Source organism: Cryobacterium sp. MP_M3, assembly GCF_015752155.1.
GTDB lineage: Bacteria > Actinomycetota > Actinomycetes > Actinomycetales > Microbacteriaceae > Cryobacterium.
In genome coordinates this window covers 155,299-168,621 of record NZ_JADOVI010000007.1, presented here as the reverse complement: position 1 = coordinate 168,621, position 13,323 = coordinate 155,299, and the positions used below count along the sequence as shown (strand labels likewise).

Sequence of the window (13,323 nt, the reverse complement as noted above, 5' to 3'; positions counted from 1 at the left end):
CCCTTTTTTTAACGGCCTCTTTACTTCTCCTCCACTGGAGCGCCGGGCGGCGACAGCACCCCGGGCCTGCGTCTCCCCGCGGGGCTGGAGCCCGGTCGGCCTAGGGTCGGTCCATGCCGGAACCCTTCGTCGCCGTCCCGTCGTTTGCCCGCCCAGGCGCGGCAGAGGCGGTGACGCCGCCGTTGACGCCTTGGATGACGTCGCCGCTGACCGAGCCGGGGGAAGGTGTGCCCGCGCGCGTGCCGCCCCGGCATGCGCGGCCGGGAGGCTTCGGTGCACGCCTCGTGCCGGATGCCGCCGGCCGTGTCGGCCGCGTCGGCTTCGCGGCACCTGTCCCACAGCCTGCCGTCCCGCAGCCCGCCATCCCGCCGCCCGCGGCCAGGGTCGACCTGTCCGGGCTGGGCCCGCTCGCCGGTTTCGCCTCCGCCTCCGGCGTCACCGACCTGTTCGTCAACGGTGAGGCCGGCCTCTGGGTCGACGCCGGCCACGGTCTCGTGCGCGAACCGGGCTGGGACCGCGGTGAGGCGGCCGTGCGCGAGCTCGCCGTGCGTCTGATCGCGCTCGGCGGGCGGCACATCGACGAGGCCAGCCCGTGCGTCGACGTGCGGCTGTCGGACGGCATCCGGGTGCACGCCGTGCTTCCGCCGGTCTCGAGCACGGGCACCCTGCTGTCGATCCGGCTGCCGCGGGCGGAGCGGCCGAACCTGGCGGGCCTCGCCGCGGCGGGTTTGTGCGGCACAGGGGAGCCGGCCCGGCTGCTCGTCGACCGGCTCCGCTCCGCGGTGGGCGATCGGGAGAACCTGCTCATCACGGGCGCGGCCGGCAGCGGCAAGACCACCCTGCTCGCGGCCCTGCTCGGTGAGGCCCCGCCCGGAGAACGCATCGTGGCGATCGAAGACGTCGCGGAGCTCCGTGTCGACCACCCTCACTTCGTCGCCCTCGAGTCACGGCAGCCCAACCTGGAGGGTGCCGGCCGGATCGGCGTGGACAGCCTGCTCCGCGAGGCGCTGCGGATGCGGCCGGACCGGCTGGTGCTCGGCGAGTGCCGCGGCGCGGAGATCAGGGAGCTGCTCGCCGCACTGAACACCGGCCACGACGGCGGGGCCGGCACCTTGCACGCCAATTCTCTCCGGGACGTGCCTTCCCGGCTCGAGGCCCTGGGTGCCCTGGCCGGGATGACCGCCGAGGCCGTGGCCCGCCAAGCGGTCAGCGCGATCGGCCTGGTGCTGCACCTCGAGCGCCGGGGCGGCCAGCGCCGGCTCGCGCAGGTGGGGCGGTTCGTACTGGACGAGGCGGGCCGGCTGGCGACGGTCACGGCCGGTGGCGGCGGGCGAACTGCAGGCGGCACGGGCGCCGGTCCCGGAGCGGGAGCAGACGCGGTGCCGCAGGGGACGATCGCGTGAGGCGGCGGAGGCGCGAGGCATCCCCGGGTATCGACGATGTCGCCCGGGTCACCCAGAGGCTCGCCGTGCTGCTTTCAGCCGGAGTCACCCCGCCCTCCGCCTGGCAGCACCTGGTCGAGGTCGAGCCTCCCGCCTCGCCGCGACCCGGACGGCCGCCGCGGGGCTCGGGTGCGGAACCGCTCCCGACCGCCAGGATCATCGGTGCGGCGGCCGCCGCCGGGAAGACGGGCGACAGCATTGCGGATGCCGTGGCCGCCGAGGCCGTCGCGGTCGGCGGGCAGGTCGGTGAGGCCTGGCTCGGCCTGGCCGCGGCCTGGCGCGTGGCAACCCAGGCCGGGGCGCCCCTGGCGGCCTGCCTGCGAGAGCTCGCCGCGTCACTGCGGGAGCTGGGTCGCCTGCACGCCGACCTCGCGGTGGCGCTCGCCGGGCCGGCCGCGACCGCCCGCATGGTCATGTTCCTGCCCATGATCGGTCTGTTGTTCGGCAGTCTGATGGGCTTCAACGCCCTGCGGATGCTCTTCCTCACCGTGCCGGGCTGGCTCTGCCTGGTCACCGGGGCGGCCCTGATGTTCGTCGCGGACCGGTGGAACCGGCGTCTGGTGAGCGGGGCCAGAGCCAGGGACCCGACCCCGGGACTCGAGTTCGACCTCACCGCGATCGCCATGGGCGGCGGCGGTTCCGTGGACCGCGCGCGAGCCCTCGTGGAGGACGCGGTCGACCGATTCGCGCTTCACCGGGCCGACGTGACGGCTGACATCGGGCAGGTGCTCGAACTGTCGGTTCGTGCGGGAGTGCCGGCCGCCGAGTTGCTGCGCGCCGAGGCGGAGCAGTTGCGCCGGGACGCCCGCGCCGACGGTCAGCGTCGGGCGGCGACACTCGGGGTGACGCTGATGATCCCCCTCGGGGTGTGCGTGCTTCCGGCCTTCATGCTCGTCGGCGTCGTGCCGCTGCTGATGACGGTGCTGTCCTCGACGCTGACCGGGTTCTGAGACGGCGGTGGCGATGCCGAACGGGGATGCCGACAGCGGTCCGTTAACGAAAAGAGCCGGGCCCAAGGCCCGGCTCCCGAAGTCACGGCAACTGCCGTCCAACTGCTCTAGCTGTTCCGTGCCGATCTGATGTTCAAGGCGGCGCGCTGTACCTTCAGAGACTCCGTTGCGACGGTCTTACCTGTGCTCTTCTTCGGTGATTGGTCTGCCATCAGCGCCCCGATTCTCCGAGCCCGTTGGCTTCGGTGGACAAAGACTACGCCTCGAAACGACCGGGCGGAAGAGCTCGGCGAAAATGATCCACCAACTCACGAAAATGGCAAGCCCGCCGCCGGCCGGCCTGGATACGTCCGGCCGCGCGGAACGTGTTCCACACCACAGGCCGCGCCGACCGATCTTGCGCACCGATCCGTTCCGATCCCGCACCGGCCGGGCGCCGCAGGCGAGTCTGGTTCCGGTCGTGCCGCCCACAACCGCGTCGAAGGACGCGAGAGGAGACGAGAAGATGCCCGGAAACACCCAGCCCGCATTCCCCGGGAGATTCCTGCGCCGCCTGCGCGCCGACGCCGGTGCCGCCACCGCGGAGTACGTGATCGCGACCATGGCGGCGGTCGGCTTCGCCGGCCTGCTCATCGTGATCCTGCGCGGGGACGAGGTGCGCGGCATCCTGACCGACCTGGTGCGCAATGCCCTCACCGTGGGGTGACCGGGGCACCGTCACGGCGGAGTTCGCCGCGGTCGTTCCCGCAGTGCTCCTGGTGCTCGCCCTCTGCCTCGGCGCGGTGCAGGTCTCCGGGCAGCAGGTGCGCCTCACGGGTGCCGCGGCCGCCGCCGCCCGATCGCTGGCCCGCGGCGACAGCGACGCCACCGCCGCCGGGCTCGTGCGCCGTCTTGTCGGCCCGGCCTCGATGAGCACCGAGCGGCAGGGAGAATTCGTCTGCGTGCGTCTCCGCATGCCGAGCGGATTCGGCGCCTTCGCCGCGTTCGGGGTCACCGTGACGGCCGCCTCCTGCGCGCTCGGCGGGGGCGCGTGATGAACCAGCCACGGGACAGGCCGGGCCGGGCGGAACGAGGATCGGGTTCGGTGCTCGCGGTCGGGGTGATCGGTGCCGTGCTCGCCCTGACCGCTGTGCTGCTGCCGTTGATGAACGTGCTCGCGGCCGGTGCGGCCGTGCGGGCCGCCGCCGATGCAGCCGCGCTCGCCGCGGCCGACACAGCCTCAGGCCTGGTGGCGGGGGTGCCCTGCCAGGCCGCAGCCACGGCGGCGGAACTCGGCGGTGCCGCGCTGACCGGGTGCGCGGTGGACGGCCTGATCGCATCCGTCACCGTGGCGCGCACCGCGCTGGGCTTCGAACTCGGCTCGCGCGCCCGTGCCGGACCCCCGCCCGGCCCATAGCCCGGCCACAGACTGCTCCGTGCCGGGCGAATCAGTCCGGGCGGGTCAGCGCGGGCGAAGCAGCGCGGGCAGATCTGAACGGGCGGATCAGATCAGTCGAACACGGCCTCGAGGTAGCGGTAGTCGACGGCGGTCGGCCGTTCCGGGAACTCCGACGACTCGAACTCGAGGCCGGCGCCGCGGGTATAGAGGTAGCGTTTGGTACCCGTGTCCGCGGGGATCTCGAGCCGGGGTCGCGGGTCACCCGATTCCAGGAACTCGGTGGTGATGGTCTTGCCTTCGAGGGGGCCGTCCGTGAGCTTCGCGGTGTACGTGCCCGTTGTTGGTGTACCCATGCCTCCATTGTCCTCACCAGCGCGCAACTGGCAAGCCCCCAAGTCTGTCACCAAGCCCGTCACCGGGCCTGTCACCGGCGCGGCCGATTAGGCAGGCACCCGATTGCTGTGTGTATGGTGTGCCTTGGCCCCTCATTGGGCCGTTACCTATAAAGAGGAGTCTGGTGCCAGGCACTAAGAAGCTGGTCATTGTCGAATCGCCGACCAAGATGAAGTCCATTGCGGCTTATCTGGGCGACGGCTACGAGGTTTTGTCCTCGGTCGGTCACATCCGCGACCTGATCGAGCCCAAAAACCTGCCGCCCGAGCTGAAAAAGGGACCGCTGGGCAAGTTCTCCGTCGACGTCGACAACGGCTTCGAACCGTACTACGTGGTGTCCGACGCCAAGAAGAAGACCGTCGCCGAGCTCAAGCGGGCGATGAAGAACGCCGACGAACTCCTGCTCGCAACTGATGAGGACCGCGAAGGCGAGGCCATCGCCTGGCACCTTCTGCAGGTCCTGCAGCCCAAGGTCCCTGTGAAGCGCATGGTGTTCCACGAGATCACCAAGGAGGCCATCCTCCAGGCCAAGGACAACACCCGCGACCTCGACACCGCGCTCGTCGACGCCCAGGAGACCCGACGCATCCTCGACCGCATCTACGGCTACGAGATCTCCCCGGTGCTCTGGCGCAAGGTCGGCCCCGGCCTCTCCGCCGGCCGGGTGCAGTCCGCGGCGACCCGGCTCGTCGTCGAACGCGAACGCGAACGCCTCGCATTCGTCTCGGCCGGCTACTGGGACCTGATCGCGCAGCTGGCCCCCGGTGCCGACGCGACGGATGCCGCCTTCCAGGCCAAGCTCGTCCGCCTCGGCGGCGAGCGCATCGCCACCGGCGGCGACTTCGACGACCTGGGAAAGCTCAAGCCGAAGGTGGCCGCGGCGACCCTCGACGAGGCATCCGCCCTTGCCCTCGCCGAGGCGCTGAAGGCGCCCGACGTCGCCGTGACCGTGACCAAGGTGGCCTCCAAGCCCTACCGGCGCAGCCCGGCCGCGCCGTTCACCACCTCGACGCTGCAGCAGGAAGCGGCGCGCAAGCTCCGCTTCACCGCCCGCCAGACCATGAGCGTGGCCCAGTCGCTGTACGAAAACGGGTACATCACCTACATGCGTACCGACTCGCCGTCGTTGTCGCACCAGGCGATCACCGCCGCACGCACCCAGGCGTCCGCGCTCTACGGCCCCGATACGGTGCCGGCCCAGCCGCGCCTGTACAAGGGCAAGAGCAAGAACGCCCAGGAGGCGCACGAGGCGATCCGCCCGTCGGGCGACACCTTCCGCACGCCGGCCTCGCTGTCGTCGTCGCTCCGCGGGAACGACTACAAGCTCTACGACCTGATCTGGAAGCGCACCGTCGCATCGCAGATGGCGGATGCGACCGGTTCGACCGCGTCGGTCACCATCTCGGCCGGCCCCACCGGCCCCGCCGAGCACCCTGCGGCCTCCGGCGCGATCGCCGAGTTCTCGGCCAGCGGCACCGTGATCACCTTCCGCGGCTTCCTGCTCGCCTACGAGGAATCCCGCGACGAGGAACGCAACGCCCCGACCGACCCGACCGAGTCGAAGCTGCCGCCGCTCGCCGAGGGCCAGGCCCTGACCATGCTCGAAATGGAAGCCAAGGGCCACGAGACCACCCCGGCCGCCCGGTACACCGAGGCGAGCCTGGTCAAGAAGCTCGAAGAGCTCGGCATCGGCCGCCCGTCGACGTACGCGTCGATCATCTCCACGATCACCGAGCGCGGCTATGTCACTCCCCGCGGCCAGTCGCTCGTGCCCAACTGGATCGCATTCTCCGTCGTGCGCCTGCTCGAGGAGTACTTCTCCGACCTGGTCGAATACGACTTCACGGCCGAGATGGAAGACGACCTCGACCGCATCGCCGACGGCAAGGCCGACCGGGTGGACTGGCTGACCAGTTTCTACTTCGGTTCGGACAAGCACCGCGGCCTGCGCCAGGTGATCGACAACCTCGGTGAGATCGACGCCCGCTCGATCAACTCGATGCCGATCGGCGACGACATCACCCTGCGGATCGGCAAGTACGGCCCCTACCTCGAGGTCGCCGACCCTGACGCCGGCCCGGATGCCCCGCCACGCCGGGTGAACATCCCGCCGGCTCTCGCCCCGGACGAGCTGACCCCGGCCAAGGCCAGGGAACTCATCGACGCGCCGGTCATCACCGACCGGGTGATCGGGATCAACCCCGACAACGGCAAGTCCATCGTGGCCAAGGACGGCCGGTTCGGCCCGTACGTCACCGAGCTGGAGCCCGAGCCCGAGGTTATCGAGCCAGGGGAGACCGTCGACCCGGTCACCGGTGAGGCGACCCTGCTGGCCGACTCGGCCGCTCCGGCCGCCACCGCCACTGCGACCAAGCCCAAGCGCAAGCCGGCCGCGAAGAAGGCGGCCGCGGTCAAGCCGCGCACCGCCTCGCTGTTCAAGTCGATGGACCTGGCCACGATCGACCTGGACACCGCCCTGCACCTGCTGGCGCTGCCGCGCGTCGTCGGGATCGACCCGGAGACGGGTGCCGAGATCACCGCGCAGAACGGCAAGTTCGGCCCTTACCTCAAGAAGGGCGTCGACACCCGGTCGCTGAGCCAGGAGGACCAGATCTTCGAGATCGACCTCGTCGGCGCGATCGAACTCTACGCGCAGCCCAAGTACGGGGCGAAGCGCGCCTCGAGCGCGCTCAAGGAGTTCGAGACGCCCGACCCCGAGAGCGGCAAGGCGATCAAGATCAAGGACGGTCGCTTCGGCGCCTACGTCACCGACGGGGTCACCAACGCGACCATCCCCAAGGCCGAAAGCGTCGAGGAGGTCGATTTCGACCGCGCCGTTCAGCTGCTCGCCGACAAGCGTGCCAAGGGTCCCGTCGTGAAGAAGACCGCCGCCAAGAAGGCGCCGGCCAAGAAGGCCCCGGCGAAGAAGGCCGTGGTCAAGAAGGCGCCCGTGAAGAAGGCTGTCGTCAGGAAGCCGACCGCGTCGGGGGCGAGCACGACCGTGCGCAAGCCCGCCACCCCTGCCCAGAAGGCGGCCACCGCCGCGAAGGCCGCAGCCACCCGCGCCACGAACGCGGCGATCAAGGCGGCGGCGAAGGCATCCGCGCAGTCGTGACCGGTCTCTTCATCACGCTCGAGGGCGGCGACGGCTCCGGCAAGTCCACCCAGGCGGGGCTGCTCGCCGACTGGCTCGCCGGCCAGGGCCGCACGGTCCTGCGCACCCGCGAGCCGGGCGGCACGCCGGTCGGGGTCCTGATCCGCGACATCGTGCTGCACCACCGCGGCGAGGTGGCGCCCCGCGCCGAGGCACTGCTCTACGCGGCCGACCGCGCGCAGCACATCGCGACCGCGGTGCGGCCGGCCCTGGCTCGCGGCGAGGTCGTCATCCAGGACCGCTACCTCGATTCCTCGGTCGCCTACCAGGGTGCCGGCCGGGTTCTCGGCGGCACCGAGATCCGCGACCTGTCACTCTGGGCGGCGGAGGGCCTGCTGCCGCAGCTGACGATCCTGCTCGACCTCGACGAAACCGCGGCCCGCGGGCGCCTCGACGACGCCAACAAACGCTTCGACCGGCTCGAGGCGGAGAAGGCCGACTTCCACCGCCGGGTGCGCGCCTCATTCCTCGAGCTGGCCGCCGCCGAACCGGAACGATTCCTGGTCGTGGATGCCTCGGAGCCCGTCGACGCGATCGCCGCGACCATCCGGGCCAGGGTCGCCACCCTCCTCCGTTAGCCCGCGCGGGCCGACGCGTGCGCTCAGGAGAGTGTCACCGACGAAAGGTACTCTGGTCCGATGAACGTGTGGGATGACCTGACCGGTCAGGCAGACGCGATCGCCATCTTCCGGGCGGCGGCGGAGCGGCCGACCGCGAAAGCGGCCGGGACGCCCGATACCGGGACCGCGGAGTCCTCGGTCGCGGGGTCCTCGGCCGCAGAGTCCTCTTCGGCGGGGTCCTCGATGACGCACTCCTGGCTGATCACCGGTCCGCCCGGGTCCGGCCGGTCCAATCTGGCTTTCGCCTTCGCCACGGCCCTGCTCAGCCCCGGCACGCCGGATGGCGACGCGAGCGCCCGCCGCCTGGTCGACGCGCGCACCCACCCCGACCTGATCGTGCTGTCCACCGAGGGCGTCATCATCAAGATGGAGTCGGTGAAAGAGGCCGTTCAGCGTTCCCAGTACTCGCCGTCGGTGGGCCGCTACCGGGTGATCGTCGTCGAAGACGCCGACCGGATGGTCGAACGCACCTCGAACGTGCTGCTGAAGGCCCTCGAGGAGCCGCCCGAACGCACCGTCTGGATCCTCTGCGCGCCGAGCGAAGCCGACCTGCTGCCGACCATCCGGTCCCGGGTGCGCTCCGTGCGCCTGCGCGTGCCCAGCGTCGATGACGTCGCCGCGCTGCTGATGAGCCGCGACGGCGTCGACGAGGCCACCGCGGAACGGGCGGCACGGGAGGCGCAGAGCCACATCGGCATGGCCCGCCGCCTGGCGACCAACCCCGAGGCGCGGGCCAGGCGGGAGGAGACCCTGCGGGCGGCCCTCGGCATCCGCGGGGTGTCCGCGGCTGTCAACGCGGCGGCCCGTCTGCTCGCCATCGCCGGCGACGACGCCAAGGCCATCACCCTGGAACGGGACGCGGTCGAACGGGAGGGCGTGCTGCGCTCCCTCGGAGTCGAGCCGGGCCAGTCCGTGCCGCCTGGGCTGCGCAGCCAGATCAAGGCCCTCGAAGACGACCAGAAACGCCGGGCGACCCGCAGCCTCCGCGACGGCATCGACCGGATCCTGGTCGACCTCACCTCGCTCTACCGCGACGTCATCATGGTGCAGCTGGGGCGCGAGCAGAGCGTGATCAACCGCGAGCTCCTCACCGAGGTGCGCGGCGCCGGCAGCTCCTGCCAGCCGACCGCGACGCTCGCCACCCTGGACGCGATCGCCCTGGCCCGCCAGAGAATCGAGTCGAACGTGGCACCGGCCCTCGCCCTCGAAGCGATGCTGGTGTCCGCGATCCGCCGCACCTAGACCCGCGCAGCACCCGTCAAGGAAGAGGAACCATTGAGCAGACCACCCCGCACGCGCACCATCACCGTGCTGGCGACGACCCTGGCGGCCGCGCTCGCGCTCACGATGGGGCTGAGCGGCTGCGTCCCCCTCTTCCTCCCGCAGCAGGCCCGGTCCACCTCGGCGCCGACCACCGAAAAGGTGAGCGCCGACCTCGAACCGTTCTACAGCCAGGTGCTGAAATGGAAGGACTGCGGCTCCGGACTGCAGTGCACCACGGCATCCGCGCCCCTGGACTGGGCCGACCCGGCGGCGGGCACCGTCGGCCTGGCTCTGGTGCGTCATCCTGCCTCGGGCAGCAGGGTCGGCTCGCTGCTGGTCAATCCCGGCGGCCCTGGCGGCTCCGGCTATGACTTCGTGAAGGACTCGCTCGACTACGCCACGGATGCGAAGCTGCAGGCCGGGTTCGACATCGTGGGCTTCGACCCGCGCGGAGTCGGCCGGTCCTCCGCCGTGAAGTGCTACCAGCCCGCCCAGATGGACGAGTACCTCTACGGCCTGACCACGGCCCCGCGCGGAACGGATGCCTGGATCCAGGAACTCGAGACCGCCTCCGCCGACTTCGGCGCGGCCTGCGCGAAGAACACCGGGGCGCTGCTCGGGCACGTGGACACCGTGAGCGCCGCCCGCGACCTCGATCTGTTGCGCGCCGCCCTCGGCGACAAGAAGCTCAGCTACCTTGGCTACTCCTATGGAACCTTTCTCGGTGCCACCTATGCCGACCTCTACCCCGGCAAAGTCGGTCGGCTTGCCCTCGACGGCGCGCTCGACCCGTCCACCAGCAACGCCGACGTGACCCGGGTACAGGCGACGGGCTTCGAGAATGCGTTGCGCGCCTACCTCGCCGACTGCCTGGACGGCGCGAAGTGCCCGTTCAACGGCAGCGTCGACGAGGCCATGACCACCATCGGCTCGCTGCTCGCCTCGGTGGACGCGAGCCCCATCACGGCCAGCGACGGCAGGAAGCTCGGAGCCAACACGCTGCTCACCGCGATCATCTACCCGCTCTACCAAGCCGAGGCGTGGCCCAACCTGAGCGAGATGTTCACGACCGTGCTGCGCGGCGACGCGGATGCGGCCTTCCAGTTCGCGGACGGCTACAACGGTCGCAACAAGGACGGCAGCTACCGCGACAACTCCACCGAGGCGTTCATGGCCATCAACTGCGTCGACTACAGCTACAACGACGACCCGGCTGCGATGCGCGCCCAGGCCGCCCAGATCGAGGCCGCCGCGCCCGTGATCGGCAAGTACATGGCCTTCGGGGACATCGGCTGCGCCAACTGGCCGCACAAGTTCACCGGTGAGCGCACGCAGATCCACGCGAAGGGCGCCGCACCGATCCTCGTCGTCGGCACGACGAACGACCCGGCCACCCCCTACGTGTGGGCGAAGAACCTGGCCAACCAGCTCGACAGCGGCCACCTCGTCACCTACACGGGCGAGGGCCACACGGCCTACAACAAGTCCAACTCCTGCGTCAACAACGCGGTGGACGATTACCTGCTGAAGGGCACGGTGCCGGCGACCGACCCCAGGTGCTGACGGTCCGAGCCGGAGAATCGGCCATCCTTGACTCGTGGGGTGCAGAATTGCGCACTGTGTAAGAATTGAAGGATGTCGGCAGAACACGAAGGGCCGGGCCTGCGCGAACGCAAGCGGCTGGCCACCAGGCGGGCCATCCAGCGAGCGGTGCTCCTCCTCTCCTGCGAGCGCGGAATGGACAAGGTGACCGTGGAGGACATCAGCCGCGCCGCCGACGTCTCCCCGCGCACGTTCTTCAACTACTTCTCCTCCAAGGATGCCGCCATGGTCGGCGACGAACTGGACCTGGCCTCCGCGGAGGACATCGACGCGTTCGTGCACGGCGGACCGTCGGGGGACATCCTCGCCCAGCTCGCCGAACTGCTCGCTTCCAGCCTGAAGAACACCGAGGGCGACCGGGAGATTCACCAGCTGCGCCGCACCGTGATGAAGGAGAACCCGTACCTGTTCGGCCTGCGGATGGCGACCCTGCGCACCTTCGAGGCCCGGCTGCAGGACATCATCACCGAGCGTTTCGCCGCCGACGATCCCGACCTTGCCGCCGACCCGGTGCGGCTGCACCAGCGCGCGCTGCTCTTCACCCTCGTCGCCGTCGCAGCCGTGCGGCACGCCTGGCGGTGCTGGGCCGAGGACGACGCGGCTCGGCCCCTGGCCGAGCAGGTCGCCGACTCATTCGCCCAACTGTACGAGATGACCCTCCGGACCAGCTAAGCTTTGTTGCTGTGTCACCGAGCCCCTCCGTGAGGGAGGTATCGTGCGTCACGCCGCCTTAGCTCAGTCGGTAGAGCGTCTCACTCGTAATGAGAAGGTCATCAGTTCGATTCTGATAGGCGGCTCAATGAATCTCCCGCTTCCGGGCCTGATCGGCCGGCGATCCGCCGCGCTCGCGATGGCCGGAGTGGTCGTCTACGTCCTCGTCGACGTCGTGCTCCAGCTGCTGCCACCGCACTACAGCCCGATCAGCGCCGCCGAGAGCAATCTGGCCGTCGGCCCGTTCGGCTGGCTGATGAACCTCAATTTCCTGGGCCGTGCCGCCACCACCGTCGCCGCCGTCGTGGCCATCGGCACGGTCGGGCCGGCCACGCGACTTCGCCGCGCGGGCCTGGCGCTGCTGCTGTGCGGGGGAGCGTGTTCCGCCGTCCTCGCCTTTCTACCCACGGATGTCCCGGCGCCCGGCCACCTCACCGTCACCGACCACACCAGCATCGGGATGGCGCACCTGGCGGTCGCCTCGACCGGGTTCATCGCGGCCCTGGCCGGCATCACCGTCCTCACCGTGTGGCTTCACCGAAGCGGCCGGCCGGCCGCCTTCCCCGCTGCGGCGGCGTTGGCCGTCGTCACCGGTGCCGGATTGCTGACCCTGGGCCTGGCCACCGCGCTCACCCCGGCGCTGCTCGGCCTCGCCGAGCGCGTCTGCCTGGCCGGGATCCTCGGCTGGACCTTCTCGGTGTGCGCGTCCGTTCACTCCGGCAGGAGCGCGATCCGTGATCGCGCTCGCTAGGCTGAAGCCCATGACCGACGCAATCCGCTGGGGAATCCTGGCCACGGGCGGGATCGCCCACGCATTCACCAACGACCTCGTCCTCGGCGGATTCCAGGTGCAGGCGGTTGCCTCCCGCACCCAGCCCTCGGCCGACGCCTTCGCGGCCGAGTTCGGCATCCCCACCGCCCACCCGAGCTACGAAGCCCTCGCCGCCGACCCCGACGTCGACATCGTCTACATCTCCACGCCGCATCCGTTCCACGCCGAGAACGCGCGCCTGATGTTGAACGCGGGCAAGCACGTGCTGATCGAGAAGCCGATCACGCTGAACGGCCGCGAAGCCCGGGAGATCGTCGACCTCGCCGCGAGCAAGGGGCTGCTCGTGCTCGAGGCCATGTGGACCAGGTTCCTGCCGCACATGGTGCGGATCAGGGAGATCCTCGCCGCCGGCACGCTCGGGGACGTGCACACGCTCATCGCCGACCACACCCAGCGTCTACCGGAAGACCCTGAGCACCGCCTCAACTCGATGGCGCTCGGCGGCGGCGCCCTCCTCGACCTCGGCATCTACCCGCTCACCTTCGCCTCCGAGCTGTTCGGGCGACCGGAGACGATCCTGGCGACCGCGACCTTCAAGCCCACCGGCGCCGACGCGCAGGTCGCGACGACGTTCCGCTACCCGGGCGGGCAGATCGCCCAGACCCTCTCCGCGAGCGACACGGCCGGCCCGAACACGGCGACCATCCTCGGCACCGCTGGCCGGATCGACATCGACCGAACCTGGTACGCGCCGACGACCATCCGGGTGCGGGACAGCGCGAACGAGGTGATCGAGACCTTCAGCGCCCCGATCACCGGGCGCGGAATGCACTTCCAGGCCATCGAGGCCGAGAAGCTCATCCGGGCCGGGAAGATCTCGAGCGACATCCTGCCGGTCGAGGAGATCGTCGCGATCATGGAGACCCTCGATGCCGTGCGCGAGCAGATCGGACTGCGCTACCCCGGCGAGTGACGTTCGCCGCGTCACCCATTCTGGGGTGCGCGCGGGCCGGCCAAACCGGCCGGCCGGCCTGATGC

13 protein-coding genes and 1 tRNA gene are annotated in these 13,323 nt (G+C 70.5%); 13 read left to right on the top strand and 1 reads right to left on the bottom strand.

Going from position 1 to position 13,323, the window contains the following annotated elements:
• Nucleotides 1-113: 113 nt before the first annotated feature.
• The 5 genes from IWX89_RS10340 (at nucleotide 114) to IWX89_RS10320 (ending at nucleotide 3,788) form a co-directional block, all read left to right on the top strand.
• Nucleotides 114-1,403, top strand: a complete 1,290-nt coding sequence (locus IWX89_RS10340; protein ID WP_307836506.1) for a TadA family conjugal transfer-associated ATPase — start codon at nucleotides 114-116, stop codon at nucleotides 1,401-1,403.
• Nucleotides 1,400-2,392, top strand: coding sequence for a type II secretion system F family protein (locus IWX89_RS19015; protein ID WP_307836505.1), 993 nt, complete (start codon nucleotides 1,400-1,402; stop codon nucleotides 2,390-2,392). Before IWX89_RS10340 ends, IWX89_RS19015 begins: the two co-directional genes overlap by 4 nt.
• A gap of 505 nt (nucleotides 2,393-2,897) precedes the next feature.
• On the top strand, nucleotides 2,898-3,098 hold the full coding sequence (locus IWX89_RS10330) for a DUF4244 domain-containing protein (protein WP_196903472.1): 201 nt from the start codon (nucleotides 2,898-2,900) through the stop codon (nucleotides 3,096-3,098).
• Entirely contained in the window at nucleotides 3,079-3,426 is a 348-nt protein-coding gene (locus IWX89_RS10325; protein WP_196903471.1) for a TadE family type IV pilus minor pilin, read from the top strand. The genes IWX89_RS10330 and IWX89_RS10325 overlap by 20 nt, the downstream gene beginning before the upstream one ends.
• The gene (locus IWX89_RS10320) at nucleotides 3,426-3,788 is read left to right on the top strand and encodes an Rv3654c family TadE-like protein (RefSeq protein WP_196903470.1); all 363 of its coding nucleotides are present in this window, start codon (nucleotides 3,426-3,428) and stop codon (nucleotides 3,786-3,788) included. The genes IWX89_RS10325 and IWX89_RS10320 overlap by 1 nt, the downstream gene beginning before the upstream one ends.
• 92 nt (nucleotides 3,789-3,880) lie before the next feature.
• Here the strand turns inward: IWX89_RS10320 and IWX89_RS10315 are convergent, their stop codons facing one another.
• Nucleotides 3,881-4,123 carry a hypothetical protein gene (locus IWX89_RS10315; RefSeq protein WP_196903469.1) on the bottom strand — a complete coding sequence of 81 codons (243 nt, stop codon included), beginning with the start codon at nucleotides 4,121-4,123 and terminating at the stop codon, nucleotides 3,881-3,883.
• Nucleotides 4,124-4,287: 164 nt separating this feature from the next.
• Here IWX89_RS10315 and topA point away from each other — a divergent pair, with 164 nt between their 5' ends.
• From topA to IWX89_RS10275, 8 genes are all read left to right on the top strand, one after another.
• Nucleotides 4,288-7,278, top strand: a complete 2,991-nt coding sequence (topA, locus tag IWX89_RS10310; protein WP_196903468.1) for a type I DNA topoisomerase — start codon at nucleotides 4,288-4,290, stop codon at nucleotides 7,276-7,278.
• Nucleotides 7,275-7,895, top strand: a complete 621-nt coding sequence (gene tmk, locus IWX89_RS10305; protein WP_307836504.1) for a dTMP kinase — start codon at nucleotides 7,275-7,277, stop codon at nucleotides 7,893-7,895. Before topA ends, tmk begins: the two co-directional genes overlap by 4 nt.
• 60 nt (nucleotides 7,896-7,955) lie before the next feature.
• Nucleotides 7,956-9,179, top strand: coding sequence for a DNA polymerase III subunit delta' (locus tag IWX89_RS10300; protein WP_196903467.1), 1,224 nt, complete (start codon nucleotides 7,956-7,958; stop codon nucleotides 9,177-9,179).
• A 105-nt stretch (nucleotides 9,180-9,284) separates the two neighbouring features.
• On the top strand, nucleotides 9,285-10,763 hold the full coding sequence (locus IWX89_RS10295) for an alpha/beta hydrolase (protein WP_196903513.1): 1,479 nt from the start codon (nucleotides 9,285-9,287) through the stop codon (nucleotides 10,761-10,763).
• 72 nt (nucleotides 10,764-10,835) lie between these two features.
• Nucleotides 10,836-11,474 carry a TetR/AcrR family transcriptional regulator gene (locus IWX89_RS10290; RefSeq protein ID WP_196903466.1) on the top strand — a complete coding sequence of 213 codons (639 nt, stop codon included), beginning with the start codon at nucleotides 10,836-10,838 and terminating at the stop codon, nucleotides 11,472-11,474.
• Nucleotides 11,475-11,526: 52 nt separating this feature from the next.
• Nucleotides 11,527-11,599, top strand: a tRNA-Thr gene (locus IWX89_RS10285).
• 2 nt (nucleotides 11,600-11,601) lie between these two features.
• Entirely contained in the window at nucleotides 11,602-12,264 is a 663-nt protein-coding gene (locus IWX89_RS10280; protein WP_196903465.1) for a DUF998 domain-containing protein, read from the top strand.
• 10 nt (nucleotides 12,265-12,274) lie between these two features.
• Complete coding sequence (locus IWX89_RS10275; protein ID WP_196903464.1) at nucleotides 12,275-13,258, top strand: Gfo/Idh/MocA family protein; 984 nt, start codon at nucleotides 12,275-12,277, stop codon at nucleotides 13,256-13,258.
• Nucleotides 13,259-13,323 lie beyond the last annotated feature (65 nt).

Excerpts from the sequence above, each read along its gene's own strand:
- IWX89_RS10315 (WP_196903469.1), bottom strand. The coding sequence starts at position 4,123 with ATGGGTACACCAACAACGGGCACGTACACCGCGAAGCTCACGGACGGC.
- IWX89_RS10280 (WP_196903465.1), top strand. The coding sequence starts at position 11,602 with ATGAATCTCCCGCTTCCGGGCCTGATCGGCCGGCGATCCGCCGCGCTC.
- IWX89_RS10325 (WP_196903471.1), top strand. The coding sequence starts at position 3,079 with ATGCCCTCACCGTGGGGTGACCGGGGCACCGTCACGGCGGAGTTCGCC.
- IWX89_RS10330 (WP_196903472.1), top strand. The coding sequence starts at position 2,898 with ATGCCCGGAAACACCCAGCCCGCATTCCCCGGGAGATTCCTGCGCCGC.
- IWX89_RS10295 (WP_196903513.1), top strand. The coding sequence starts at position 9,285 with ATGGGGCTGAGCGGCTGCGTCCCCCTCTTCCTCCCGCAGCAGGCCCGG.
- IWX89_RS10275 (WP_196903464.1), top strand. The coding sequence starts at position 12,275 with ATGACCGACGCAATCCGCTGGGGAATCCTGGCCACGGGCGGGATCGCC.
- IWX89_RS10320 (WP_196903470.1), top strand. The coding sequence starts at position 3,426 with ATGAACCAGCCACGGGACAGGCCGGGCCGGGCGGAACGAGGATCGGGT.
- IWX89_RS10340 (WP_307836506.1), top strand. The coding sequence starts at position 114 with ATGCCGGAACCCTTCGTCGCCGTCCCGTCGTTTGCCCGCCCAGGCGCG.
- IWX89_RS10300 (WP_196903467.1), top strand. The coding sequence starts at position 7,956 with ATGAACGTGTGGGATGACCTGACCGGTCAGGCAGACGCGATCGCCATC.
- IWX89_RS10290 (WP_196903466.1), top strand. The coding sequence starts at position 10,836 with ATGTCGGCAGAACACGAAGGGCCGGGCCTGCGCGAACGCAAGCGGCTG.